Source organism: uncultured Bradyrhizobium sp., from assembly GCF_947648125.1.
Lineage (GTDB): Bacteria > Pseudomonadota > Alphaproteobacteria > Rhizobiales > Xanthobacteraceae > Bradyrhizobium.
In genome coordinates, this window is the sequence record NZ_CANSMR010000022.1 from 16406 (window position 1) to 40805 (window position 24400).

The window sequence follows — 24400 nt, forward strand, 5'->3', positions numbered from 1 at the left end:
GGTGGTCGGCGGCGGGGCGGTCCAGGAGGCTATCCATGACTGTTTGGTGATCGGCTGTGGAGGGGGGTTCAACTGGTGGGAAAATGGTGATAAGACCTCGCAACACACTATCTCTGCCCACTGTTGTCCCACTGGCCGCTGCCCACTCCAGGCACCATGAAGAACGACGAAATCCTCAGTCAGATCACGGATTTCTGCCGTCACTCCGACATGGCGGAGACGACGTTCGGCCGCCGTGCCGTCAACGACGGCAAGCTGGTGCACCGGCTGCGCGAGGGCAAGCGCATCACCATCGATACGCTCGACCGCATCAATGCGTTCATCGCGACCTCGACGCCGGGCGGCGTGGCGCCGCCGCGCGGGCTCGTGGTGCCCCCGGAAAAGCGCGATCCGAGAGGCAATTTCCGCTTCTTCGAGAACCGGCAGCGCTATCTGCTGTTCGTGCACACCTGCAGCGAGAAGCGGGTGATCGCCGATCGGGTCGCGCTGGAACTGGCCGCAATCCACCCGCGGCCGCCGGCGCTGCGGGTGTTCGATGCCGGCATGGGCGACGGCACCGTGCTGGCGCGGGTCCTGCGTGCCATGCATGGCCGCTTCCCACATATGCCGTTCTATGTTGCCGGCAAGGAACTGAGCCTGGAGGACGTCCGCCTCACCCTCGACAAGGTGCCCGACCGCCTGTTCGAGCACCCGGCGAGCGTCTTCGTGTTCACCAACATGTATTACGCCGAGGCGCCCTGGCTGACGCCCAAGAACTCCGCGGCGGCCGCCAGCATGATCTGGCACGAGGTGGCCCTGCGGGGCGCTTCCTCCGGCGAATTCGAGACCCAGATCGCGGAACTCGGTCCATTCCTAGAGCAGAACTGGCGCGCCAACCTCAGCCCCGGCAATGCGATGCCGATCTATGAGCGGCCGGTGGCGCTGGTGCTGTACCGGGACGATCACCGGTTCCTGCTCGATTCCATCATTCCCCGCGCCGGCCGGACCGAGGCCAATTTCGACCTGGTGATCGCCTCGCAGCCCTATCGCGCCAAATCCTCGGTGAATTTCCGCGCCAAGCGGATCATCGCGCCGCTGGCCCGCGCGCTGCGCGGCGGTGGACGACTGATAGGAATCCACTCCCACGGAAGCGATCCCGCGCTTGAAATCATTCAAGCCGTCTGGCCCGGAGAAAATCCTTTCGCCGTCAGCCGTCATGAGATACTGCGCGCGGTGAAATACGAGTTGGGGTCGGCCGGCCGCGAGCTGAATTTCAACGCCTATGCCGATAACCGTTCGATCTTCCGATATGATATGGAAGCGCTGCCTAATGAGGTGACCGGCTCGATCGGAACCTCGACCGCCTTCGCCGCGTGGAACGCAGCAGTGTATGTCGCGCAGATCGAAGACGAGCGGTTGACTGAAACGACCGAAAACGGACGAGCTCTCGAGGCCACACGCGAGGTCCTCCGTAAACACAACGGGCTGTGGTTTTACGACGAATCCTACGTCATCTCGCGGCGACGAGACTGACATTCCGGGGACATATTCACCAACCAACGTCGGACTTCGACGAAACAAGGGGTTTGCTTGATGCGCGCGTCTTATCTCTTCACCAGCGAGTCGGTCTCGGAAGGCCATCCGGACAAGGTCTGCGATCGCATCTCGGATGAGATCGTCGATCTGTTCTATCGCGAGGGGCCGAAGGCGGGCATCGACCCGTGGCAGATCCGCGCGGCGTGCGAAACGCTCGCGACCACCAACAAGGTAGTGATCGCCGGCGAAACCCGCGGACCGGCCTCGGTCACCAACGAGCAGATCGAGGGCGTGGTTCGCTCTGCGATCAAGGACATCGGCTACGAGCAGGACGGCTTCCACTGGAACACCTGCGACATCGAGATCCTGCTGCATCCGCAGTCGGCCGATATCGCGCAGGGCGTCGATGCGCTGCAGCCGGGCGAGGTCAAGGAAGAGGGTGCCGGCGACCAGGGCATCATGTTCGGTTACGCCACCAACGAGACGCCGGATCTGATGCCGGCGCCGATCTTCTACGCCCACAAGATCCTGCGGCTGATCTCCGAAGCGCGCCACTCCGGCAAGGAGAAGGTGCTCGGTCCGGACTCCAAGAGCCAGGTCACCGTGCAGTACGAGAACGGCAAGCCGGTCAGCGTCCGCGAGATCGTGGTGTCGCATCAGCATCTGGTCGAGGACCTCACGTCCAGCCAGATCCGCGACATCGTCGAGCCGTATGTGCGCGAGGCACTGCCGAAGGAGTGGATCAACGGCAAGACGATCTGGCACATCAATCCGACCGGCAAGTTCTTCATCGGCGGTCCCGATGGCGACTCCGGCCTGACCGGCCGCAAGATCATCGTCGACACCTATGGCGGCGCGGCCCCGCATGGCGGCGGCGCGTTCTCCGGCAAGGATCCGACCAAGGTCGACCGCTCGGCCGCCTACGCCGCGCGCTATGTCGCCAAGAACATCGTCGCGGCCGGTCTCGCCGATCGCTGCACGTTGCAGCTCGCCTACGCGATCGGCGTGGCGCGTCCGCTGTCGATCTACATCGACACCCACGGCACCGGTAAGGTGTCGGAGGACGAGCTCGAGAAGGCGGCAGCCAAGGCGATGGATCTGACGCCGCGCGGCATCCGCACCCATCTTGACCTCAACCGCCCGATCTACGCGCGCACCTCGGCCTACGGCCATTTCGGCCGCACGCCGGACAATGAGGGCGGCTTCTCCTGGGAGAAGACCGATCTCGTCGAGCCGCTGAAGCGCGCGCTCTGACGCTTGCGACATTCCGGGACGCTCGCGACTGCGAGCGAACCGGAGACCTTCCTTCATCCCATCGAGATTCCGGGTTCGCCGCTGCGCGGCGCCCCGGAATGACCAGTTCAACAACAGGACGCTCAAATGAACGCCCCCACGAAGCCCGGCTTCACCGACTACATCGTCAAGGACATTGCGCTCGCCGATTTCGGCCGCAAGGAAATCTCGCTGGCCGAGACCGAGATGCCCGGCCTGATGGCCACCCGCGAGGAGTTCGGCCCCAAGCAGCCGCTGAAGGGCGCGCGCATCGCCGGCTCGCTGCACATGACGATCCAGACCGCCGTGCTGATCGAGACGCTGGCTGCGCTCGGCGCCGACATCCGCTGGGTCTCCTGCAACATCTACTCGACCCAGGATCACGCCGCCGCCGCGATCGCCGCGGCCGGCATTCCGGTGTTCGCCGTGAAGGGCGAGACGCTGACCGAGTACTGGGACTACACCGCAAAACTGTTCGACTGGCATGGCGGCGGCACGCCGAACATGATCCTCGATGACGGCGGCGACGCCACCATGCTGGTGCATGCCGGCTACCGCGCCGAGCAGGGCGACACCGCCTTCCTCGACAAGCCGACCTCCGAGGAAGAAGAGATCTTCTACGCGCTGGTCAAGCGCCTCTTGAAGGAGAAGCCGAAGGGCTACTTCGCCGAGATCGCCAAGAACATCCAGGGCGTCTCGGAGGAGACCACCACGGGCGTGCATCGCCTGTACGAGATGGCCAACAAGGGCACCCTGCTGTTCCCGGCGATCAACGTCAACGACAGCGTCACCAAGTCGAAGTTCGACAACCTCTATGGCTGCCGCGAGTCGCTGGTCGACGGCATCCGCCGCGGCACCGACGTGATGTTGTCGGGCAAGGTGGCGATGGTCGCGGGCTTCGGCGACGTCGGCAAGGGCTCGGCCGCTTCGCTGCGCCAGGCCGGCTGCCGCGTCATGGTCTCCGAGGTCGATCCGATCTGCGCGCTGCAGGCGGCGATGGAAGGCTATGAGGTCGTGACCATGGAAGACGCGGCGCCGCGCGCCGACATCTTCGTCACCGCCACCGGCAACAAGGACATCATCACCATCGAGCACATGCGCGCGATGAAGGATCGCGCCATCGTCTGCAACATCGGTCACTTCGACAACGAGATCCAGATCGCGAGCTTGCGCAATCTGAAGTGGACCAACATCAAGCCGCAGGTCGACGAGATCGAATTCCCCGACAAGCACCGCATCATCATGCTGTCGGAAGGTCGCCTCGTGAACCTCGGCAATGCGATGGGCCACCCGTCCTTCGTGATGTCGGCGTCGTTCACCAACCAGACGCTGGCGCAGATCGAGCTGTTCGCCAACAACAAGGACGGCAAGTACGCCAAGAAGGTCTACGTGCTGCCGAAGACGCTCGACGAGAAGGTCGCGCGCCTGCACCTCGCCAAGATCGGCGTCAAGTTGACCGAGCTGCGCAAGGACCAGGCCGACTACATCGGCGTCAAGCAGGAAGGTCCGTACAAGTCGGATCACTACCGCTACTGATCTGCGCTCGCAGCCATCGATCACGTGAAGAGCCCCGGCATCGTCCGGGGCTTTTTGCTGAGGTGGTGTGGGTGACAGATTGGCTGTCGTCCTCGCGGAATACGGTGACCTCGCCAAGCCCACTGTCGTCGTCCCTGCGAAAGCAGGGACCCATAACCACAGGGTTGTGTTGTTGAAGAGGGCGGCGGCCCCAGCGTCGCGCAACAACTGCCACTTGTGGTTATGGGTCCCGGCCTTCGCCGGGACGACGATGAAGATGGTTCTCGCGCGATGCGATGCACGGTCATTGCGTACTTCATCTCGGTGTCATCGCCCGGCTTGACCGGGTGATCCAGTATTCCAGAGACGCCAGTGTTCGAGCCGAGAGGCCGCAGCGTACTGGATCGCCCGGTCAAGCCGGGCGATGACAGATGTGGGGCTGGGACGCAGCTTCGCATTCGCACCGGGGAATGACGGCGGAAAAGCTGGAGCATCACCCCGACGCCCGCACCGTGCCATGCCCGAGCTGCCGCGAGATGTCGTTCGCACAGCTGCGCAGCGCGGCTGCGATCGCGCTGTCCCAGTTGGCGTCGAAGGTGCCCTCCGGTCCCATCGCGGTGATGACCAGCGCGACATGGCCGGCGTGATCGAACACCGGGGCGGCGAAGGCGTTGACGCCGGGGAGGGGATCGCCGATCGCGCGCGCGAGACCGCGGCTCTGAACCTCGGCAAGCATCTCCGTGGTCTTCGCGGTGATGGTTTCGCGTTTCGGATTGTAGCCGACGCCGAGGCGATCGAGGCCACTCTCGAGCGCCGTCTTGACGGCGTTCGGCGGCATGAAGGCAGCGAAGGCGCGGCCGGTCGCGGTCTCGAGCAAGGCCACCACCGATCCGACGCGCATCGCGATATGCACGGGATGGCTCGGCTCCTCGAGCCGCACCACGGTCGCGCCGTGGGTGCCCCAGACCGACAGCGACACCGCATGATTGATGCTTTCGGCGAGCGCGGCGATCCGCGGCGTCGCGATCCTCACCGCGGATTGCCGGCGTAGGCTGATCAGGCCGAGCTCGAGCGCCAGCGCTCCGATCTCATAGCGGCCGGTGGTCTCGTCCTGCTCGATCAGGCCGATGCGGGAGAAACTGACGAGGTAGGGATGCGCCTTGGCCGGCGGCATGCCGGCTTCGCGGGCGAGATCGCGCAGCATCATCGGCTCACCGCTGCGGGCGAGCGCGCGGAGCAATTCTCCGCCGACCTCGATCGACTGTATGCCGCGGCTTTCTCTCGTCATGTCGCCCTGTCAGTTCTTTGACAACGTGCTTATACGGCGAGAAACCCTCCGTCGACCGGCAGGGTCACGCCGTTCACATAAGATGCCAGCTCCGACGCCAGGAACACCACCGGGCCGACCAGCTCCTCCGGCTGCCCGACGCGGCCGAGCGGCGTGCGGCCCAGAAAGCCGGCGAGCCGGCCAGGGTCGTTGCGGGTCGCTTCGGTCATCGCTGTTTCGATCACGCCGGGCGCGATCGCATTGACGCGAATGCCGTCGGCGGCAAGCTCGCGGGCGAGCGCCTGGGTGAGGAGCTTCACGCCGCCCTTGGACGGCGCGTAGCCCAGCGTATCGGCAACGCCGAGGAAGGAAGCGATCGAGCCGAGATTGATGATCGTGCCCCGTGTCTCGCGCAGCGCCGACAGGAACGCATGGGTGACGTTGAACGTGCCGGTCAGGTTGACGTCGAGCACCCGCCGCCAATTCTCCTGCGCGCGGGGCGAAGAGATGCCCTCACGGATGATAATGCCGGCATTGTTGACCAGGATCGCGATCGGCCCGACCTCGCGCGCCACGCTCTGCGCTAGGGCGGCGCAGGCCTCGGCATCGGTCACGTCGAGTTCGAGCGGCCACGCCGCGCGGCCGCGCTGGCGAATATCGGCCGCGGTTTGCTCGGCGCCGTCGCGATCGATGTCGGTCACAACAACGTCGGCGCCATGCGCTGCGAGGCCAAGCGCGATGGCGCGTCCGTTACCGTGCGCGGCGCCGGTTACCAGCGCACGCTTGCCAGCGAGCAGGGTCGCCATCGCGGTCATGCCGCGCTTCTTTCTGCGGCTGCACCGGCGATGTGCTTGCCCGCGATGTAGCCGAAGGTCAGCGCAGGCCCGAGCGTGATGCCGGCGCCGGGATAGTTGCCGCCCATGATGCTCGCCATGTCGTTACCGGCGGCATAGAGGCCGGCAATCGGCTGCCCGTCGGCGTCGAGCGCGCGGGCATTGGCATCAGTCCGGATGCCGGCATAGGTGCCGAGATCGCCGACCACCATCTTGATGGCGTAGAACGGCCCGTGCTGGATCGGCGCGATGCACGGATTGGGTCCGTGCAGCGCATCGCCCTGGTAGCGGTTATAGGCGCGCGAGCCCTTGCCGAAGGCGGGATCGCGGCCCTCTGCGGCGGTTGCGTTGAACGCCGCGACGGTCGCTTCGAGCGCTTTCGCGTCAATGCCGGCCTGCGCGGCAAGCTCCGACAGCGTCGCGCCACGCTTGAGATAGCCGGTCTTCAGATGATGGCCGAGCGGCATCGGGCGCGGCGGCACGCAGCCGAGGCCATATTTGCGCAACGTCTCGTGATCGCAAAGCAGAAAGGCCGCGATCTCCTCGCCGGGCTTCGCCGCCTTGATCATCTCCTGCACGAAGTCGTGGTAGGAATTGCCTTCATTGGCAAAGCGCTTGCCATCGCGCATCACCGCGATCACGCCGGGCTTGGCGCGGTCGATGAAATGCGGCATCACGCCCTTCGAGCCGTCCTTGCGCGTGGTGACCGAGACCGGCACCCAGGCCGCGGCATTCGGCAGCGAGTCCTCGACGCGGCCGCCGGCCGATTCCGCGAGCCGCAAGCCGTCGCCGGTGTTGCCGACAGGTCCCGGCGAGTAATGCTCCTTCCCGGTCGGCGCATGCGGAAACATCTTCTGCCGCCGCGCGACGTCATGCGGGAAGCCACCGCAGGCGAGCACGACGCCGCGCTTCGCGTTGACGCGGATGGTGCGGCCTTCGCGCTCGATCACCGCGCCGCGCACCACGCCGTTCTCGACGATCAACTCGCGCACCGGCGAGTTGAGCCAGAGCGGGATCTTCAGGTCGAAAGCGGATTTCGCCAGCCGGCCGGCCAGCGCATTGCCGTTGGTCAGCGTCATGCCGCGGCCGTTGCGCATCACGTCTATCGCATGCTTCGACAGCCGCTTGGCGACATAAGCCGCCGAAGTCAGCGACCGCGTCGCGCGCATGAAGTGGACGATCTCCTTGCCGGAGCCGAGCATCATGCCGAACACGGTGAGCTCGGGCAGGGGGCTACCGAGGTCCTTGATGGCATCGCCCAATTCGTGGCCGTCGAACGGCCGCGTCACCATCGAGCGGCCGCCCTGCGCGCCGCCGGGCGCTTCCGCATGATAGTCGGGGAAAGTCAGCGGCATGTCGAAACGAACGGCGGTCTTCGTCGTGAAGAAGTCGACCGCCTTCGGCCCCTCGGTCAGGAACGCATCGACGCGCGCGGCGTCAAAGCTGTTGCCGGCCTCATGGCGCAGATAGGTTTTGGCCTGATCGGGGCTCTCCTCGATGCCCCAGGCCTTCGCCAGCGAGGTGCCGGGAATCCACAGCCAGCCGCCGGAGCGCGCGGTGGTGCCGCCGAAGCGCGGCTCCTTCTCGACCACCAGGACCTTGAGGCCGTGATGGCCGGCGGTGATCGCCGCCGACAGCCCGGCGCAGCCGGAGCCGACGACGAGCGCGTCGCATTGATAAGTTTCTTCGTTGGCCACGCGATCGATCCTATTTCTTGAGCAGCGGGCACTTGGACTCGGACACCGGGCGGAAGGCGTCCTCGCCCTTCACCGTCTTGATGATGTCGAGATAATCCCACGGCTCCTTGGATTCCGAGGGCTTCTTCACCTTCGCCAGATACATGTCGCGGATGACGCGGCCGTCCTCGCGCAGTTTGCCGCCATGCACGAAGGTGTCCTCGATCGGCAGCTCGCGCATCTTGGCCATCACCTTCTGCGGATCGTCGGTGCCGGCGGCCTGGATCGCCTTGAGATAATGCAGCACCGAGCCGTAGACGCCGGTCTGGATCATGGTCGGCATCACGTTGGTGCGGGCGTAGAATTTCTTCGACCAGGCGCGGGTCTTCTCGTCCATGTTCCAGTACGACGCCGTCGTCATGTAGGTGCCTTGCGCGGCGTTGAGCCCGATCGCATGCACGTCGGTATCGAACATCAACAGGCCGACCAGCTTCTGGCCGCCCTGCACGAGGCCGAACTCGCCGGACTGCTTGATCGAATTGTCGGTGTCCTGGCCGGCATTGGCGAACGCCACCACATCCGCCTTGGAGCTCTGCGCCTGCAGCGCAAACGAGGAGAAGTCGGCGGTGTTGGTCGGATGGCGCACGCTGCCGAGCACCTTGCCGCCCATCTCGTTGATGAAGCGCGTGGCGTCCTTCTCGAGCTGCTGGCCGAAGGCGTAGTCCGCGGTGATGAAGTACCAGGACTTGCCGCCCTCCGCGATCACCGCCGAGGCCGTCACCTTCGACAGCGCGTAGGTGTCGTAGGTGAAGTGCACGGTGTTGGGGCTGCACAGCTCATCGGTCAGCGAGCTCGCGCCGGGGCCGGACAGCAGCGCGATCTTGTTGCGCTCGCGCACCATGTTGTGCACGGCGATCGCAATGCCGGAGTTGGGGATGTCGACGACGGCATCGACCTTGCCGTTGTCGAACCAGCCGCGCACGATCTGGACGCCGACATCGGTCTTCATCTGGTGGTCGGCGGAGATGATCTCGATCGGCTTGCCGAGCACGGTGGGGCCGAATTCCTCGACCGCCATCTTGGCCGCCTCGACCGAGCCTGGGCCGGAATTGTCGCGTCCCCAGCTCGATAGGTCGGTCAGCACCCCGATGCGCACGACGTCATCGGAAATCTGGGCGTGCGCGGCCGTGGTCATTGCCGCGAGAATGGCTGCCGCCAAAAAATGTCTCATCATTCCTCCCTCTGGATGTCCGCGTTTCTTGGGCGGAGCGTCCTGCGATTAGGAATTATCTAATTCATTTGTCAATGGCGAATTAGGTGTGTGGGAATGCTGCCACACAATTGCCCCACCGAATGTGGCGGTGCTTCACATTCGGTGAGTAAGCGCTTACATGGCTCATCCGGGATGGCACCGCGGTTGGGCTTCGGGCTCGCGCCAGAATTCAGCAGCAGTGCCAAGTCACTATGAAACAGGGGAATTTTCGCGGACGGCGTTGCGTTTCGCCGCCCGGGGCTAAGCCGCCCATCGAGGGTCTAGGCTGCTACGGGGCGGTGCATGGAGAGCATCGGCGAGCCGCGATCATAGACGGATCATGTTGAGACAACTCTTCGCGCCGCAGCTCGTCATTCTCTACGTGCTGGCGGCCTCCACGCTCTACGTTCACTTCCGCGGCAAGCACCGCCTGCGGTTCGCCCGCCAGCTCGGCGATCACTCGACCTACCTCGCGCCCTACAATGTGCTGATGTATGCGGGCTCCGCGGTGCCCAACACGCCGGTGATCCCGGTCGAGCAGTTTCCCGAGCTCAAGAAGCTCTCCGACAATTGGGAGACGATCCGCGACGAGGCGACGCGCCTGTTCGACGAGGGCTTCATCCGCGCCGCCGCCAAGAACAACGATTGGGGCTTCCATTCGTTCTTCAAGAGCGGCTGGAAGCGCTTCTATCTGAAATGGTACGACGACTTCCTGCCGTCGGCGCGCACGCTGTGCCCGCAGACGGTGGAGCTGCTCAACTCGATTCCGAACGTGCACGGCGCGATGTTCGCGATGCTGCCACCCGGCGGCAAGCTCGGGGCGCATCGCGATCCCTTCGCGGGCTCCTTGCGCTATCACCTTGGCCTGGTGACGCCGAACTCGAATGAATGCCGCATCCTGGTCGACGGCGTCGAATGCGTCTGGCGTGACGGCGAAGCCTTCATGTTCGACGAGACCTTCATCCACAGCGCCGAGAACAAGACCGACGTCAACCGCATCATACTGTTCTGCGACGTCGAGCGCCCGATGAAGTACGGCTTCATGACCAGGATGAATCGCTGGGTCAGCCACAACATCGTCAAGGCGTCTGCCACCCAGAACGTTGACGGCGAGCATGTCGGCGCGCTGAACAAGGTGTTCGGCAAGCTCTACGAGATCCATCTCGCCAGCCGCAAGGTCAAGGAGTGGAACCGGAACGTGTACTACACGCTGAAGTATTCCGTGACCGCGCTGATCCTCGGCCTGATCGTGGTGTCGGCGCTGCGGTGAAGGCAGCGGCATTGCCCACGCTGAAAGCAAAAAAACTCCGGAGCATGCTCCCGGGCTTTTTGTCTGCGGCTTGAACTGTGAGGTGCAACAGTATCAGTCGCGTTCGAAGACCTTGGCGCCGGGGTAGACGCGCCTGGCGTAGGCGACGACCGACTCCCGGTCCTGGGTCTCCAGGAACGGAGTTCGGATCTTGCACGACCCGACGATGAGGTGCCACAGGCCGTTCAGCTTCTGAATGTTGACGATCATCTGAGTGTTCCTCGAGAATCCGCGTTCCAGTCGGCACTTGCCTCGCATGATGGTCTTGCGCTTCACTCCTCGGAGCCGTGATCCCGATCACAGATTTTGGAACGCACTCGCGCCCGCCGAGAATTGCTGTCGTTGCTCGCGCCAGTGGAGAGACGTTGTGAGCCGTGCATCCGTTGGCGTAGCCGCGAGCATAAGAATCGCTCGCCATCGCTCAACTGTACGAGCGTAAGCAGAGGGCATCACAAGGAATCGGGGAGGCTATACCAAGGTATGTTGATGGACACCGTTCAACTTTTGCGCGGCGCGGTGCCTTCGCGCTCCGATCCGTTACATGGGCGTGATAGGGTTCCATCAGGCATTTCGCATTGAGGGGACCTTGTCATGTCGGAGACTTTCGCCACCACCGCGCTGAGCGGCTATGAGCTGTTGGCCGATCCGCAGTTCAACAAGGGCACCGCGTTCTCCGAGGCCGAGCGCGAGGCGTTCGACCTGCACGGCCTGCTGCCGCCCAATATCCTGACACTGGACGAGCAGGTCTCGCGCCGCCTCGAGGCGTTGCGCGGCTACGAGACCGACATCGAGCGCTATGCCTTTCTGCGCGAATTGCAGGACACCAACGAGACGCTGTTCTACGCGCTCCTGGTCGGCAACCTGGAAGAGCTGTTGCCGATCGTTTACACGCCGACGGTCGGCGAGGGCTGCCAAAAATTCAGTCGGCTGTTTCGCAAGCCGCGCGGGCTGTTCCTCAGCATTCCGCACCAGCACCGGATCGACCGCATTTTCGCTCATCCGCGCTTCGATCACGTCGAGGCCATTGTGGTGACTGACGGCGAGCGCATCCTCGGCCTCGGCGACCAGGGCGCCGGCGGCATGGGCATCCCGATCGGCAAGCTCGCGCTCTACACCGGCTGCGGCGGCCTGCACCCGGCGACGACCCTGCCGATCCTGCTCGATGTCGGCACCGACAATCCCGATTGCCTGGCCGATCCGCTCTATGTCGGCTGGCGCAACGAGCGCGTCCGCGGTCAGGCCTATGACGACTTCATCGAGGCGTTCGTCGCGGCGGTGGTGAAGCGCTGGCCGCGCGTGCTGCTGCAATGGGAGGACTTCGCCAAGAACAACGCGACGCGCATGCTCGAGCGCTATCGCGACCGGCTGCTGACCTTCAACGACGACATCCAGGGCACTGCGGCGGTCGCGACCGGCGCCTTGCTCTCGGCGATCAACGTCACCGGCGTGCCGCTGACCGAGCAGCGCGTCGCTGTATTCGGCGCGGGCTCTGCGGGCTGCGGCATCGCCAGCCTGATCCGCGCTGCAATGATCGATGCCGGCCTGTCCGAGAGCGAGGCGGCGAAGCGATTCTTCATGGTCGACCGCGACGGGCTGCTGCTCGATGGCATGAGCGGGCTCGCCTCGTTCCAGCTGCCTTTCGTCCAGAGCAGGCAGGCGATCGCGGGCTGGCAGCTCAGCCATCCCGACAAGATCGCGCTGCTCGACGTGGTGCGCAACGCCAGGCCGACCGTGCTGATCGGCGTCTCCGGGCAGGCTGGCGCGTTCTCCGAACCGATCGTGCGCGCGATGGCCGAGTGCAACCAGCGGCCGGTGATTTTCCCGCTGTCCAATCCGACCTCGCGCGAGGAGGCGACGCCTTCCGATATCGAAGCGTGGACCGAGGGACGGGCGCTGATCGGCGTCGGCAGCCCGTTCCCGCCGATCATGCGCGACGGCGCGCGCTTCAAGGTCGACCAGACCAACAACTCCTACATCTTTCCCGGCGTCGGTGTCGGCGCGCTCGCGGTTGGCGCGAGCCGGGTCAGCGACGGGATGTTCATGGCTGCCGCCAAGGCGCTGGCCAGCGTCTCGCCGGCCCGCAACAACCCGAAGCACAATCTGCTGCCGCCGGTCAGCGCGCTGCGCGATGTGTCGCTGACGGTTGCGCTGGCGGTCGCGCTGCAGGCGCACAAGGAAGGGCTCGCCAAGGATATCCCGATCGACCAGGTCGAGGCGCGCATCCAGGCCAAGGTCTGGACGCCGCGCTACGTACCGTATCGGCGCGGCAATCGGGCCTAGTCGGCGCGACCCTTCTGCGCCGCCGCAGGGCAGGCGATGGCCTTGGTCGTCGCCACGGCCGACTAAAGTTCTAGGCGCTCCGTTCCATTCTGATGGAACCTTCCTTGCCGCCATATCGTTCGTACTCAAACGACCTAAACGGTCAAAATCCATCCGGGGGGCTTGTCCGAGGAGACGCTCCCATGACGACACTGGGCCTCGACGCCAACCAACTCTCGCCAGCTGAGCATCAGCTCCAGATGCGCCGCGCGGTCATCGCCTCCACGATCGGGACCGCGATCGAATGGTATGATTTCTTCCTCTACAGCACCGTCACCGGCCTGGTGTTCGCAAAGCTGTTCTTTCCGCATTCCGATCCCTGGGTCGGCACGCTGGAAGCCTTCGCCATCTATGCGGTCGGCTTCATCGCGCGGCCGATCGGCGCCGCGATCTTCGGCCATTATGGCGACCGCATCGGCCGCAAGTCGACGCTGATCGCGACGCTGCTGTTGATGGGACTGGCGACCGCGGCGGTCGCGTTGGTGCCGACCTATTCCAGCATCGGTATCTGGGGCGCGGTGATCCTCACTGTGCTGCGCTTCATCCAGGGCGTCGGGGTTGGCGGCGAATGGGGCGGCTCGGTGCTGATGTCGATGGAATGGGCGCGCAACGATCGCTCCCGCGGCCTGATCGCGTCATGGCCGCAATTCGGCGTGCCGTGCGGGCTGTTCCTCGCCAACCTTGCCGTGCTGGCGTTCAGCCAGATGTCGGGCGACCAGTTCCTGGCATGGGGCTGGCGCATTCCATTTGCGCTCAGCATCATCCTGGTCGGCGTCGGCCTCTACATCCGGCTCGGCATTCTGGAGACGCCGGTGTTCGCCAAGCTGGTGGCCGAGCGTCAGCTCGACCGCACGCCGATGCTGACGGTGATCCGGGACCATCCGAAGGAGATCCTGCTGTCGGCTTTCGCGCGGATGTCCGAGCAGGCGCCGTTCTACATCTTCACCGCCTTCGTGTTCTCCTATGGCATCGGCACGCTGCACATGTCGCGCGACTTCCTGCTGACCGCGGTGCTTTCGGCCTCGGTGCTGTCATTCGTCTCGATCCCGGTGTTCGGGCATCTGTCCGACCAGATCGGCCGCAAGAACATGTACATGATCGGCGCGTTGGTGACCGGCATCTTCGGCTTCATCTACTTCGCGATGCTCAATACCGGATCGGAGTCGATCATCTTCCTCGCGATCATTCTCTCGCTCATTCCGCACGACATGCAGTACGGGCCGCAGGCCGCCCTGATCGCCGAAAGCTTCACCGGCCGCCTGCGCTACAGCGGCGCCTCGCTCGGCTACCAGCTCGCATCGGTGATCGCCGGCGGTCCGGCGCCGCTGATCGCCGCCTGGCTGTTCGGTACCTATCATTCGTCGATTGCGATCGCGCTCTACATCGCGCTCTGCGCCGTCATCACCCTGGTCGCAACCGCACTGATGACTGACTACACCGGCAAGGACATCAATGCCGCGGCCGCACATCAGCGGTGAGCTCGAGACAGCATGGGAGAAGCAGATGGTAAAATGGCGAAAGGAATCCGCGCTCGATCTCTATAACCTCGTCGCAGCGATCTTCCTGCTCGCTGCGCCGTGGTTGTTTGCGCACGTTAACCCGACGGCGGCGATCGATCTCAGGATCAGCGGTGCCGCGATCGCGATCATGTCGCTGGCAGCGATCGTCGCGTTCTCGATCTGGGAGGAATGGATCAACCTGTTCGTCGGATGCTGGCTGATCGCCTCGCCCTGGCTGCTCGGCTTCACGCACACCCGCGCGATGCATTTTGCCATCGCCGCGGGTGCGGTGGTCGCATTCATGGCACTGCTCGAGCTGTGGCTGGAGTACGAGAAGACGCATCTCGGTCCGGCCGCGCCGCAGGCCGCAGCAAAGCATTAGAAGCTAGCAGCCGCGGCAAATGCCCTTGATCTTGCGGTCGACGATCGCGTCTTCCTGATCGATGATCTGTTGCGATGACGCCGCCGCTGCCGGAATGTCGGCGGCGCGCGGCTGGCGATGACCGACCGGCGCCGACCAGGGCCGGGTCGCGGTTTCGTTTGAGGCAAATGCACTGGGCGCCTGGACCGTCGCCTGTGCGAAGCAAGAGGTCGCCATGGTTGCGGACAGGATTGCAGCCAGGCCAAGTCCTCTGCCAAGTCCTCTGCCAAGTCGTCGAAGATCGCTCATGAGAATCTCCATACCGTCATCGCCGCGTTTGTGCGCGGCCTTGATGAAATGGAGTGCCTCTCGCGTTCCCGTATTCCCCGGTCCGTCTGATGTGATCAGGCGCTCGCGGTTCGGTGATCGCGCGTGATGAAATAATTTCCCGGCATTCACGCTCCTTGATCACAGGAGCCGAGCTTGGTCGGCTTCATCCACGTGCGGAGAAACCCAATGACCAAATTGACCTTCGTGACGCTTGCCCTGGTTGCGGCAGCTGCGTTCTCGGCTCAGGCCTCCGCCGCCAGCAACAATGCTGCGGTGCGGCGCGCCCATGCTTCGATGACGACGACAACGACGACACCGGTCAGCAGCAAGACGACTGATTGCGTGCGCGCGCCGAACGTCGGATCGTTCGCGACCGCGCCCTTCACCGAGCCGCCCTGCATGCCCGGCACGATCCGCTGACCACGCGCGTAGCGGAAAGCCCCGGACCTCTGGTCCGGGGTTTCCCGGGCGATGCGATGTCGCCGGGAAGTGGCCGCGGAATGGGCGTGACCCACCTCACAGCCAAGCCAGTGCGATCGTGCGAAGCGTGCGGCGTCGGAGCTGGCGCATGGTGCCCCGGCCCGAGTTCAAGGAGACGTCGCATGACACGCAATTTGCTTGTTGCCTTCGCTGCCGTTGTCGCGTTCGGCGTGACCGCGCTGAGCTCTGCGCAGGCCGGCGGACTTCACATGGCGCCGCCAAAGAATGTCGGCGCGAAACTGCCCCCGGGCGGTTCGGGCGGCCCGCATCGTCAGCCGGTCGATCCGCCGCCCTATCTCGGAACGGGTTACAGCGGTGACAGTGCGGGTGGCAGCGGAGGTGGCGGATATCTCGGCGACCCCAATCATCCCGGCCACGAGCAATTCTGAAAAAACAACGGCCCCGAATTTGTTTCGGGGCCGCGGTCTGCTGGTGGATCGGATCCGGAGTTACTCCGGCTTGCCGATCGATACTTTCAGCGTGCCGACGCCGTCGACGCCGCATTCGAGCTTGTCGCCCACTTGCAGCTGCGAGACGCCGGCGGGCGTGCCGGTCATGATGATGTCGCCGGCGGCGAGCTTCACCTGCTGCGAGAGCTGCCAGATGATCTCAGGCACGTTCCAGATCAGTTCGGTGAGGTCGCCCTTCTGCGCTTCCTTGCCGTTGACGGTGAGCCAGATCTTGCCGCTGGAGGGGTGGCCGATCTTCGAGGCCGGCTGGATCGCGGAGCAGGGCGCCGAATAGTCGAACGACTTGCCGATCTCCCAGGGCCGCTCCTTCTTGCGCGAGGCGATCTGTAGGTCGCGGCGGGTCAGGTCGATGCCGACCGCATAGCCGTAGACATGCTCGAGCGCCTTGTCGGCGGGAATGTTGAGCCCGCCGCTCTTCATCGCCACCACCAGCTCGACCTCGTGATGCAGGTCCTTGGTCAGCGGCGGATAGGGGATCGTCGCACCATCGGGCACCAGCATGTCGGCATGCTTGCCGAAGAAGAACGGCGGCGCACGCTCGTCATTGCCCATCTCCCTGATATGCTCGAGGTAGTTGCGGCCGACGCACCAGATGCGGCGGACCGGATAGGTGCCGGATTCGCCGATGACGGGGAGCGAGGGCTGCGGGGGAAGCGGAATGACGGTGGAGGCGGCGTTCATGAACGGGTCCCGGAGGGTTGAAGGAGGGAGCGCGGGCCGTATTTACGCGGTTACGGCGCTGGGGGCTAGGGGCTGCGGCTGCACCCGGCGCAGAGGTGAGGCCAGCTTTCCGCCGAGCGCGGCCGCCCTTGGCCGGCGAGAGCGGTGATGCCGATGCGCAGATGGCTTTCGGTCGGCCTTGCGCTGGTTGTCGCGGTCTTGTTCGCCTCCGCTGTCCGCTTCTTTGTGGTCACCCCGGAACGGATCGACCGGGGCCAGAACAAGGTCCAGCGCGTGGTGCTGGATATCACGCCCGCCGCGCAGGCCTTGCAGGCGACGCTCGATGTGGCGGACATGCACGCGGACAGCCTGTTGTGGAAGCGCGACCTGATCGCGCGGTCCGATCGCGGGCATATCGACCTGCCCCGGCTGATCGAGGGCCGCTACGCATTGCAGGTGTTCTCGTCGGTGACCAAGTCGCCCAAGGGCCAGAATTATGATGCCAACGCCGGCGACACCGACACGATCACGAGCCTCGCCATCGTCGATCTGCAGCCGATGCGGACATGGTTCTCGTTGCTGCAGCGCTCGCTATGGCACGCCGAGAAACTGCACAGCTTCGCCGACAAGTCCACTGGGCGGCTTCGCGTGATCACCACACCGGCCGACATCGATCGCCTGCTCGCGGATCGCAAGAACGGCACGACGGTGGTCGGCGCAATGCTGTCGATCGAGGGCCTGCAGGATCTCGAGGGCAACATCGACAATCTCGACGTGCTCTACGCCGCCGGATTCAGGATGGCCGGTCTCGCGCACTTCTTCGACAATGACGTCGCAGGCTCGATGCATGGCGTTGCGAAAGGCGGACTGACGCCGCTCGGTCGGCAGGTCGTGCAGCGGATGGAGGCGAAGGGGATGATCGTCGATCTCGCCCACGCAAGCCACGCGGCGGTCGCCGATGTGCTGGCGATGGCGACACGCCCGGTGGTCTCGAGCCATGGCGGCGTTCAGGCGACCTGCAAGGTCAACCGCAATCTCACCGATGATGAGGTCCGAGGTGTCGCGCGGACCGGAGGCGTCGTCGGCATCGGCTTCTGGCAGGGCGCGGTCTGTTCGCTCGATCCGAACAATGTCGCGCGGGCGATTGCCCATGTCCGCGACCTGGTCGGGATCGACCATGTCGGGCTCGGCTCGGATTTCGACGGCTCGACCACCACGGGCTTCGACGCGAGCGGGATTGCCGCCGTGACCCAGGCGCTGATGTCGAGCGGGTTCTCCGAGGACGACATCCGCAAGGTCATGGGCGGCAATGTCCTGCGCGTGCTGCGCGCAGGCATTGTCGCCAAGGACGAGAAGGGATGAACCTCAGCCGGTGGCGCTGATCGGCGCCAAGGCCAGCGGTGACGGGTCGTGGTGGTGCTGCAGGCGGAAGAACGAGGCGTAGCGGCCGCCGCGGCGCAGCAGCTCCTCGTGACGCCCGCGCTCGACGATCTCGCCGCCCTCGACCACCAGGATCGCATCGGCATGCATGATGGTGTGCAGGCGGTGCGCGATCACGATGGTGGTGCGGCCCTGGCAGAGATGCTCGATCGCCTCCTGCACCTGCTTCTCGGACTCCGAGTCGAGCGCGGCGGTGGCCTCGTCGAGCAGGATGATCGGCGCGTTCTTGATCAGCGCGCGGGCGACCGCGATGCGCTGGCGCTGTCCGCCGGACAGTTGCGCGCCGTGCTCGCCGACCGGCGTGTCGTAGCCGAGCGGGAAGCTCATGATGAAGTCGTGCGCGCAGGCGGCCTTGGCGGCGTCGACGATCTCGGCCTCGGTGGCGCCTGGCTTGCCGAAGGCGATGTTGGCGCGGATGGTGTCGCGGAACAGATAGACGTCCTGGCCGACATAGGCGGTCTGCTGGCGCAGCGACTTGCGCGAGACCGACAGGATCGACTGCCCATCGATCAGGATGTCGCCCTCGCGCGTCTCGTAGAAACGCAGCAGCAGGGCGAGCACCGTCGATTTGCCGCCGCCGGAGGGACCGACCAGCGCGGTGACCTTGCCGGGCTCGGCCATGAAGCTCAAGTGGTTCAGCACCGGCTCACCGGGGCGATAGGCAAAGTTGACGTCGCGCAGTTCGATCCGCGCATCGGAGAGTTTGAGCGCCGGCTTGTCGTCGTCGGCCTGCTCGCTTGCGGGACTGTCGACGACCTCGAGCAGCATCCGCGCGCCGACCAGCTGGCTGTTGAGGTCGATGTTGAGCCGCGCCAGGCGCTTGGCCGGCTCGGTCGCCATCAGGAAGGCGGTCAGGAACGTGAAAAACTGGCCCGGCGTGGAACCGAGCGCCACCACACTGTAGCCGCCATACATCAGGCAGCCGGCGACCGCGAAGCCGCCGAGCATCTCCATCAGCGGGTTGGAGCGGTTGGCGACATGCGCCATCTTGTTGGCGTTGCGCTCGACGATCGCGATGTTCTCGTCGATCCGCTGCTGCATGGTGCCTTCCAGCGTGAACGCCTTCACGGTGCGGATGCCCTGCAGCGATTCCTGCATCGTCTCCATGATGTCGGCGGTGCCGGTGAACTGGTTGTAGGCGAGACCCTTGATCCGCTTCACCAGCTTGCGCAGCACCAGCATCGCCGGCGGCACCGCCACGAGCCCGATGAACGACATCAGCGGATCCTGCCACACCATGACGGCGACCATGCTGATCAGCATCAGGAAGTCGCGGCCGATCGCATTGACCAGCATGTTGAGCACATCGGTGATCGACTTGGCGCCGGCGGTGAGCCGCGCCAGGAATTCCGAGGAGTGCCGCTGCGAGAAGAAGCCGATGCTTTCGCTCATCAGCTTGGCGAACAATTGCCGCTGGTTCCGCGCCAGGATGGCGTTGCTGATCTTCGACAGGATCACCATGTGGCCATAGGTCGCCACGCCCTTGATGAAGAGCAGCACCACCGTGACCCCGGCAAACATCGCGATGCCGGGGATGTTCTTGTCGACATAGGCCTGGTTGATCACCTGGCCGAGCACGTAAGTGGCGCCGGCCGTCGAGCCGGCCGCAACGGCCATCAGGGCGAACGCCGTCAGATAGCGCCGCCAGTAGGTGATCCCCTGTTCCGTGACCAGACGGCGAATCAGGATCGCCGCGCCATAGGGATCGTCGGTAATTTTCTTTGGAAACTGAGCCATCCGCGTTCCATTGACGGCGGGCAGCGCCGGCCGTCAGGGTTGCGGACCTCCTTGCCCGCTTGGCGGGGCTTTTTCAAGCACAATAACTGCTTGATAACGGCTTGATTTTTAGGCCGATTCTGCCTGTCGCGCGGCGCCCCCGCGCTCCCGGAACAGCTTCTCCTCCCAGGCCAGCGCATGGCTCGCGATGGTCTCGAGATCGTCGTAGCGCGGGGTCCAGTCGAGCAGCGAGCGGATCCGGGTGGTATCGGCCACCATGGTCATGATGTCGCCCGGCCGGCGCGCGGCATAGGCGACCGCGAAATTGCGCATCGAGACCCGGCGCATCGCCTCGATGGTCTCGAGCACGGAATAGCCGCGGCCGTAACCGCAGTTCATCGTCACCGATTGCCCGCCGGCGCGCAGATAGGACAGCGCCGAGCGATGAGCCTCGACGAGGTCGCTGACATGGATGAAGTCGCGCACGCAGCTGCCGTCCTGGGTTGGATAGTCGGTGCCGAATACGTCGATCTTGGCGCGCTGGCCGGTCGCGGCCTCGACTGCGATCTTGAGCAGATGGGTGGCGCCGATGGTGGCAAGACCGACGCGGCCCTTCGGGTCGGCGCCGGCGACGTTGAAGTAGCGCAGCACGACGTAGCTCATGCCATGGGCGGAGGCGACATCGTGCAGCATGATCTCGGTCATCAGCTTCGACGAGCCGTAGGGCGACAGCGGACGCGTCGGTGCGATCTCCGGCACCGGCACCTGGTCCGGATTGCCGTAGACCGCCGCGGTCGAGGAGAAGATGAAGCGGTTGACGCCGCCCTTCACCGCCGCGTTGAGCAGGCTGCGCGTCGTCATGGTGTTGTTGCGGTAGTAGCCGAGCGGATCGCGCATCGAATCCGGCACCACGACCGAGCCGGCGAAATGGATGATGCTGTCGATGCCGTGCTGTGCGATCACGCCCTCGACGAGGTTCTCGTCGCCGGCGTCACCGATGAACAGCGGAACAGCTTCGGGCAGGAACGCGGAGAAGCCGGTGGAAAGATTGTCGACGACGACGACGCTCTGGCCGGCATCGACCAGCGCATGAACCATGTGACTTCCGATATAGCCGGCACCGCCGGTCACAAGCACGGTCATGGATAGAGCTCTCCCGATATCTTTAACGGGTGATGCTAGCGGGAGTGCGGTGAAGAGGGGGTTTCGCCGCGGCCGAACTGGCCACTATGCTTAATGTTGCGTATAGGAACTGGCACGAAACGGAGACTTGCGTGCCGATCGAGAACACACCTGCCGGCGAGCTCGTGCTCATCGTGCCCAATCTGCACCGACGCTATTCGGGTGTCACCGCGACCAACCGCATGGTCGCGCCGAAGCTTGCCAAGATGTTTCGCGCAGGCTGGCTCGGCTCGCATCGGCCGGACGGCATCGACGCGATGGGATTTGCCGATCTGATGCGGCTGTGGCGGCGCGCGCGGCCTTTGATCTGGCACGCCCGGCGCAATGACGAGATGATCGTTGGGCTCGCGCTGCGCGCACTCGGCTGGCCGCTGAAGCTGCTGTTCACGTCAGCCGCGCAGCGCCATCACACTTGGCTGACGCGCTGGCTGATCCGCAACATGGATGCGATCATCGCCACCAGCCCGCTGTCGGCCTCCTATCTCAAGCGCGACGCCACCGTGGTGATGCATGGCGTCGACACCGACCGCTATGCGCCGCCGGCCGATCGCGCGAACGCCTTTGCCGAGAGCGGATTGCCCGGGCGCTATGCGATCGGCTGCTTCGGGCGGGTGCGTGCGCAGAAGGGCAGTGACGTGTTCGTCGAAGCGATGTGCAGGCTGCTGCCGCGCTATCCCGATTTCACCGCTGTCATCGTCGGCGCGGTGGTGCCGGAACAACTGGCCTTTGCCAATGAGCTGAAGCGGAAGATCGAGGCCGCGGGCCTGCAATCGCGCATCATTATCACGGGAGAGCTGCCGATCGAGGATGTCGTGCGCTGGTACCAGCGGCTGACGATCTACGCCTTCACCTCGCGCAATGAAGGTTTTGGCCTGACCTTGATCGAGGCGATGTCGGCAGGTGCGGCGCTGGTGGCCGCGCGCGCGGGCGCCGCCGAGTTCGTGGTCGAGGATGGCGTCACCGGCGTGCTGACGCCGCCCGGCGATGCCGACGCGCTGGCGGCGGCGCTCGAACCCTTGATGCGCGATCCGGCGTCGGCCGCTGCGATGGCGGCGCGGGCGCGCCAACGAGTTGTGGATAAGTTCAGCCTCGATGCGGAAGCCGGCGCGATCGCGGCGGTCTATCGCGCGCTGATCTGAGCCAGCACGCGCTCGGCGATGCCGACGACGTCTTCGGCCGCGATGTCGCGCATGCAGCGATGGTCGTTCATGGTGCAGACCGTGCGCTGGCACGGCTGGCACGGCAGCTTGCTTTTGGTCTGCCGCACCGTGGCGGCGAGGCCGTTGAGGGGCGCCCAGAGATAGGGGTCGGTCGGGCCGAAGATGCCCATGGTCGGGGTGCCGATCGCGGCCGCGATGTGCATCAGCCCGGAGTCGTTGGTCACAGCGACGCTGGCCGCAGCCATCGCCAGCGCCCCGTTGCGCAGATCGGTGCCGGTGAGATCGCGGACCCGCGCGCCGCCGACAGCCGCGATCTCCTGCGCCAGCGCCTTCTCGCCGGGGCCGCCGACCACCCAGACGTCGAAGCCGTGTTCGGAGAACAGCCGCGCTGCCTCCGGATAATTGGTCCAGCGTTTCGAGACCCCGACCGAGCCGGGTCCGAGTGCGATGGCCGGGCCCGTGCCGAGGCCGTTGGCCTGCCGCCATCGGCCGACCTCGTCGGCGGGAACCCGCAGCTGCGGCACCGGCCATTCCGGTGGCCGGGAGGCGCCGTCGGGCAGCGCCAGGATGGCGTTCTTATCGATGAAGCGCGGCTGCTTCTTTTCGCCCCAACGCATCGCGTTGATCAGGCCGAACCGCGCCTCGCCAAAGAAGCCCACCCGCTCCGGGATGCCCGCCAGGGCCGGCGCGATGGCCGCCTTCCAGGTGCGCGGCAGCACCAGCGCGGTGGCGTAGTTCCGCTTCCGAAACTCGGCCGCCAGCGCCCGCTGCCGGGCCAGCGCCAGCCGGCTACGCGGCAGGTCGAACACGACACCGGCGCGAACGCCCGGCATATAATCGACCAAAGGGGCGCAAAGCCTAGATGTCAGGAGGTCGACCGGCCGGTTGGGCCAGCGCTTGCGGAGCACCCTGACCACGGTGTGGCCGCGCACAAAATCGCCGATCCAAACATAGGGCACGACGAGGATCGGTCTGGTATCCTCGGTATCCTGTGTTTCGATGTCAGATACTGAATCAATATTCATTTCTAAACGGGCCAAAGCCGGATCGGCGCGGCCAAGTCGGTAACCGGTTCGCGATGTGAGGTAAAGCCGTCGTTGCCTGTGGCGCAGGAGTGGGGCAAAGCTGGCGGCTGCAAAGGAATCTGGCGGGATTTCATCATGTTTCTGGTAACCGGGGGCGCCGGTTTTATCGGATCGAACGTCGTGGCCGCGTTGAATGACGCCGGGCGCAGCGACGTCGCGGTCTGCGACATCCTTGGCGGCGACGGCAAGTGGCGGAACCTGGCCAAGCGCCAGATCGCCGACTTCGTGCCGCCGGCCGAGTTGCTGGCTTGGCTGCAGGGCCGTCGGCTGGATGCCGTCCTCCATCTCGGTGCCATCTCGGAGACCACCGCGACCGACGGCGATCTGGTGATCGAGACCAATTTCCGTCTCTCGATGCGGCTGCTCGACTGGTGTACCGCCACCGGAACCCCGCTGATCTATGCCTCGTCGGCCGCCACCTATGGCGACGGCGACCAGGGCTTCGACGACGATGGTTCGGTGGAGGCGCTCAAGCGTCTGCGGCCGATGAACCTGTATGGCTGGAGCAAGAACCTGTTCGACCTCGCCGTCGCCGAGCGCGCGGCGAAAGGCGAACCCCTGCCGCCGCAATGGGCGGGGCTGAAATTCTTCAACGTGTTCGGCCCGAATGAATATCACAAGGGCCCAATGATGAGCGTGCTGGCGCGCCGCTTCGACGACATCAAAGCGGGCCGCGTCGTGCAGCTGTTCAAGTCGCATCGCGAGGGCATCGCCGACGGCGATCAGCGCCGCGACTTCATCTATGTCGATGATGTCGTGCGGGTGATGACGTGGCTGATCGCGACGCCGAGGGTCTCCGGCCTCTTCAATGTCGGCACCGGCAAGGCGCGCAGCTTCAAGGACCTGATCGTCTCGGCCTATGGCGCGCTCGGCCTGCAGCCGAACATCCAGTATGTCGACATGCCCGAGCAGATTCGCGGCAGTTACCAATATTTCACCCAGGGCGTCGTCGATCGTCTCGGGCGCGCCGGATACAATGGTGGTTTTACGCAGTTGGAAGACGCGGTCGGGGCCTATGTGAACGGCTTTCTCGATCGCGCGGATCGCTATCGCTAGAGC

At 65.0% G+C, this 24400-nt stretch carries 22 protein-coding genes; 12 read left to right on the top strand and 10 right to left on the bottom strand.

The genetic code is table 11. The annotated features are described in order from the left end of the window. Positions 1 to 156 precede the first annotated feature (156 nt). The 3 genes from Q0030_RS29820 to ahcY all read left to right on the top strand — a co-directional run bounded on the left by Q0030_RS29820 (position 157) and on the right by ahcY (position 4323). On the top strand, positions 157 to 1512 hold the full coding sequence (locus Q0030_RS29820) for a hypothetical protein (protein WP_298375366.1): 1356 nt from the start codon (positions 157 to 159) through the stop codon (positions 1510 to 1512). A gap of 60 nt (positions 1513 to 1572) precedes the next feature. Further along, positions 1573 to 2769, top strand: coding sequence for a methionine adenosyltransferase (metK, locus tag Q0030_RS29825; protein ID WP_298375368.1), 1197 nt, complete (start codon positions 1573 to 1575; stop codon positions 2767 to 2769). A gap of 126 nt (positions 2770 to 2895) precedes the next feature. Further along, entirely contained in the window at positions 2896 to 4323 is a 1428-nt protein-coding gene (gene ahcY / locus Q0030_RS29830; protein ID WP_092115494.1) for an adenosylhomocysteinase, read from the top strand. Positions 4324 to 4795: 472 nt separating this feature from the next. Here ahcY and Q0030_RS29835 read toward each other — a convergent pair whose 3' ends face one another. The 4 genes from Q0030_RS29835 to Q0030_RS29850 are packed head-to-tail and all read right to left on the bottom strand — an operon-like array spanning position 4796 to position 9309. Then, positions 4796 to 5590 carry an IclR family transcriptional regulator gene (locus tag Q0030_RS29835; protein ID WP_298375375.1) on the bottom strand — a complete coding sequence of 265 codons (795 nt, stop codon included), beginning with the start codon at positions 5588 to 5590 and terminating at the stop codon, positions 4796 to 4798. Between the two features lie 29 nt (positions 5591 to 5619). Next, entirely contained in the window at positions 5620 to 6384 is a 765-nt protein-coding gene (locus Q0030_RS29840; protein ID WP_298375377.1) for a glucose 1-dehydrogenase, read from the bottom strand. Continuing rightward, a complete protein-coding gene (locus tag Q0030_RS29845) occupies positions 6381 to 8099 on the bottom strand; it encodes an FAD-dependent oxidoreductase (RefSeq protein ID WP_298375380.1) in 1719 nt (572 codons plus the stop codon). Before Q0030_RS29845 ends, Q0030_RS29840 begins: the two co-directional genes overlap by 4 nt. A gap of 10 nt (positions 8100 to 8109) precedes the next feature. Next, positions 8110 to 9309 carry an ABC transporter substrate-binding protein gene (locus Q0030_RS29850; protein ID WP_298375382.1) on the bottom strand — a complete coding sequence of 400 codons (1200 nt, stop codon included), beginning with the start codon at positions 9307 to 9309 and terminating at the stop codon, positions 8110 to 8112. 361 nt (positions 9310 to 9670) lie between these two features. Here Q0030_RS29850 and Q0030_RS29855 point away from each other — a divergent pair, with 361 nt between their 5' ends. Then, complete coding sequence (locus tag Q0030_RS29855; RefSeq protein ID WP_298375384.1) at positions 9671 to 10600, top strand: aspartyl/asparaginyl beta-hydroxylase domain-containing protein; 930 nt, start codon at positions 9671 to 9673, stop codon at positions 10598 to 10600. Between the two features lie 93 nt (positions 10601 to 10693). On the opposite strand, the gene Q0030_RS29860 is transcribed toward Q0030_RS29855, so the two are convergent. Continuing rightward, the gene (locus Q0030_RS29860) at positions 10694 to 10849 is read right to left on the bottom strand and encodes a hypothetical protein (RefSeq protein WP_165124580.1); all 156 of its coding nucleotides are present in this window, start codon (positions 10847 to 10849) and stop codon (positions 10694 to 10696) included. Positions 10850 to 11230: 381 nt separating this feature from the next. Between Q0030_RS29860 and Q0030_RS29865 the strand changes: the two genes are divergently transcribed. From Q0030_RS29865 to Q0030_RS29875, 3 genes are all read left to right on the top strand, one after another. Continuing rightward, positions 11231 to 12919 (top strand): NAD-dependent malic enzyme, encoded by a 1689-nt coding sequence (locus Q0030_RS29865; protein WP_298375391.1) that lies wholly within the window; start codon positions 11231 to 11233, stop codon positions 12917 to 12919. Positions 12920 to 13101: 182 nt separating this feature from the next. Beyond that, positions 13102 to 14436: an MFS transporter gene (locus Q0030_RS29870; RefSeq protein ID WP_298375394.1), complete on the top strand. Its 1335-nt coding sequence runs from the start codon at positions 13102 to 13104 to the stop codon at positions 14434 to 14436. 25 nt (positions 14437 to 14461) lie between these two features. After that, entirely contained in the window at positions 14462 to 14839 is a 378-nt protein-coding gene (locus Q0030_RS29875; RefSeq protein ID WP_298375397.1) for an SPW repeat protein, read from the top strand. Between the two features lie 3 nt (positions 14840 to 14842). Here the strand turns inward: Q0030_RS29875 and Q0030_RS29880 are convergent, their stop codons facing one another. Next, entirely contained in the window at positions 14843 to 15277 is a 435-nt protein-coding gene (locus Q0030_RS29880; protein WP_298375398.1) for a hypothetical protein, read from the bottom strand. 57 nt (positions 15278 to 15334) lie between these two features. On the opposite strand from Q0030_RS29880, the gene Q0030_RS29885 reads away from it, so the two are divergent. Next, the gene (locus Q0030_RS29885) at positions 15335 to 15568 is read left to right on the top strand and encodes a hypothetical protein (protein WP_298375399.1); all 234 of its coding nucleotides are present in this window, start codon (positions 15335 to 15337) and stop codon (positions 15566 to 15568) included. Between the two features lie 182 nt (positions 15569 to 15750). Next, positions 15751 to 16017, top strand: a complete 267-nt coding sequence (locus Q0030_RS29890; protein ID WP_298375402.1) for a hypothetical protein — start codon at positions 15751 to 15753, stop codon at positions 16015 to 16017. 60 nt (positions 16018 to 16077) lie between these two features. On the opposite strand, the gene Q0030_RS29895 is transcribed toward Q0030_RS29890, so the two are convergent. After that, positions 16078 to 16779 (bottom strand): fumarylacetoacetate hydrolase family protein, encoded by a 702-nt coding sequence (locus Q0030_RS29895; protein ID WP_298375404.1) that lies wholly within the window; start codon positions 16777 to 16779, stop codon positions 16078 to 16080. A gap of 147 nt (positions 16780 to 16926) precedes the next feature. On the opposite strand from Q0030_RS29895, the gene Q0030_RS29900 reads away from it, so the two are divergent. Beyond that, entirely contained in the window at positions 16927 to 18120 is a 1194-nt protein-coding gene (locus Q0030_RS29900; protein ID WP_298375407.1) for a dipeptidase, read from the top strand. A gap of 3 nt (positions 18121 to 18123) precedes the next feature. On the opposite strand, the gene Q0030_RS29905 is transcribed toward Q0030_RS29900, so the two are convergent. Beyond that, positions 18124 to 19935 (bottom strand): ABC transporter ATP-binding protein, encoded by a 1812-nt coding sequence (locus Q0030_RS29905; RefSeq protein ID WP_298375410.1) that lies wholly within the window; start codon positions 19933 to 19935, stop codon positions 18124 to 18126. 108 nt (positions 19936 to 20043) lie between these two features. Then, positions 20044 to 21057, bottom strand: coding sequence for a UDP-glucose 4-epimerase GalE (gene galE, locus Q0030_RS29910; RefSeq protein WP_298375413.1), 1014 nt, complete (start codon positions 21055 to 21057; stop codon positions 20044 to 20046). Positions 21058 to 21194: 137 nt separating this feature from the next. Between galE and Q0030_RS29915 the strand changes: the two genes are divergently transcribed. Continuing rightward, positions 21195 to 22235, top strand: coding sequence for a glycosyltransferase family 4 protein (locus Q0030_RS29915; RefSeq protein ID WP_298375593.1), 1041 nt, complete (start codon positions 21195 to 21197; stop codon positions 22233 to 22235). Here Q0030_RS29915 and waaF read toward each other — a convergent pair. Continuing rightward, positions 22217 to 23281: a lipopolysaccharide heptosyltransferase II gene (gene waaF, locus Q0030_RS29920; protein WP_298375416.1), complete on the bottom strand. Its 1065-nt coding sequence runs from the start codon at positions 23279 to 23281 to the stop codon at positions 22217 to 22219. The two genes, Q0030_RS29915 and waaF, sit on opposite strands and share 19 nt — an antisense overlap. Before the next feature lie 135 nt (positions 23282 to 23416). Between waaF and rfaD the strand changes: the two genes are divergently transcribed. Then, on the top strand, positions 23417 to 24397 hold the full coding sequence (gene rfaD / locus Q0030_RS29925) for an ADP-glyceromanno-heptose 6-epimerase (protein ID WP_298375419.1): 981 nt from the start codon (positions 23417 to 23419) through the stop codon (positions 24395 to 24397). Positions 24398 to 24400 lie beyond the last annotated feature (3 nt).

What these genes read in the sequence shown, in the direction of transcription:
- Q0030_RS29820 (WP_298375366.1), top strand. Translation starts at nt 157, where the DNA reads ATGAAGAACGACGAAATCCTCAGTCAGATCACGGATTTCTGCCGTCAC.
- metK (WP_298375368.1), top strand. Translation starts at nt 1,573, where the DNA reads ATGCGCGCGTCTTATCTCTTCACCAGCGAGTCGGTCTCGGAAGGCCAT.
- ahcY (WP_092115494.1), top strand. Translation starts at nt 2,896, where the DNA reads ATGAACGCCCCCACGAAGCCCGGCTTCACCGACTACATCGTCAAGGAC.
- Q0030_RS29835 (WP_298375375.1), bottom strand. Translation starts at nt 5,590, where the DNA reads ATGACGAGAGAAAGCCGCGGCATACAGTCGATCGAGGTCGGCGGAGAA.
- Q0030_RS29840 (WP_298375377.1), bottom strand. Translation starts at nt 6,384, where the DNA reads ATGACCGCGATGGCGACCCTGCTCGCTGGCAAGCGTGCGCTGGTAACC.
- Q0030_RS29850 (WP_298375382.1), bottom strand. Translation starts at nt 9,309, where the DNA reads ATGAGACATTTTTTGGCGGCAGCCATTCTCGCGGCAATGACCACGGCC.
- Q0030_RS29855 (WP_298375384.1), top strand. Translation starts at nt 9,671, where the DNA reads ATGTTGAGACAACTCTTCGCGCCGCAGCTCGTCATTCTCTACGTGCTG.
- Q0030_RS29860 (WP_165124580.1), bottom strand. Translation starts at nt 10,849, where the DNA reads ATGATCGTCAACATTCAGAAGCTGAACGGCCTGTGGCACCTCATCGTC.
- Q0030_RS29865 (WP_298375391.1), top strand. Translation starts at nt 11,231, where the DNA reads ATGTCGGAGACTTTCGCCACCACCGCGCTGAGCGGCTATGAGCTGTTG.
- Q0030_RS29870 (WP_298375394.1), top strand. Translation starts at nt 13,102, where the DNA reads ATGACGACACTGGGCCTCGACGCCAACCAACTCTCGCCAGCTGAGCAT.
- Q0030_RS29875 (WP_298375397.1), top strand. Translation starts at nt 14,462, where the DNA reads ATGGTAAAATGGCGAAAGGAATCCGCGCTCGATCTCTATAACCTCGTC.
- Q0030_RS29885 (WP_298375399.1), top strand. Translation starts at nt 15,335, where the DNA reads ATGACCAAATTGACCTTCGTGACGCTTGCCCTGGTTGCGGCAGCTGCG.
- Q0030_RS29890 (WP_298375402.1), top strand. Translation starts at nt 15,751, where the DNA reads ATGACACGCAATTTGCTTGTTGCCTTCGCTGCCGTTGTCGCGTTCGGC.
- Q0030_RS29895 (WP_298375404.1), bottom strand. Translation starts at nt 16,779, where the DNA reads ATGAACGCCGCCTCCACCGTCATTCCGCTTCCCCCGCAGCCCTCGCTC.
- Q0030_RS29900 (WP_298375407.1), top strand. Translation starts at nt 16,927, where the DNA reads ATGCCGATGCGCAGATGGCTTTCGGTCGGCCTTGCGCTGGTTGTCGCG.
- Q0030_RS29905 (WP_298375410.1), bottom strand. Translation starts at nt 19,935, where the DNA reads ATGGCTCAGTTTCCAAAGAAAATTACCGACGATCCCTATGGCGCGGCG.
- galE (WP_298375413.1), bottom strand. Translation starts at nt 21,057, where the DNA reads ATGACCGTGCTTGTGACCGGCGGTGCCGGCTATATCGGAAGTCACATG.
- waaF (WP_298375416.1), bottom strand. Translation starts at nt 23,281, where the DNA reads ATGAATATTGATTCAGTATCTGACATCGAAACACAGGATACCGAGGAT.
- rfaD (WP_298375419.1), top strand. Translation starts at nt 23,417, where the DNA reads ATGTTTCTGGTAACCGGGGGCGCCGGTTTTATCGGATCGAACGTCGTG.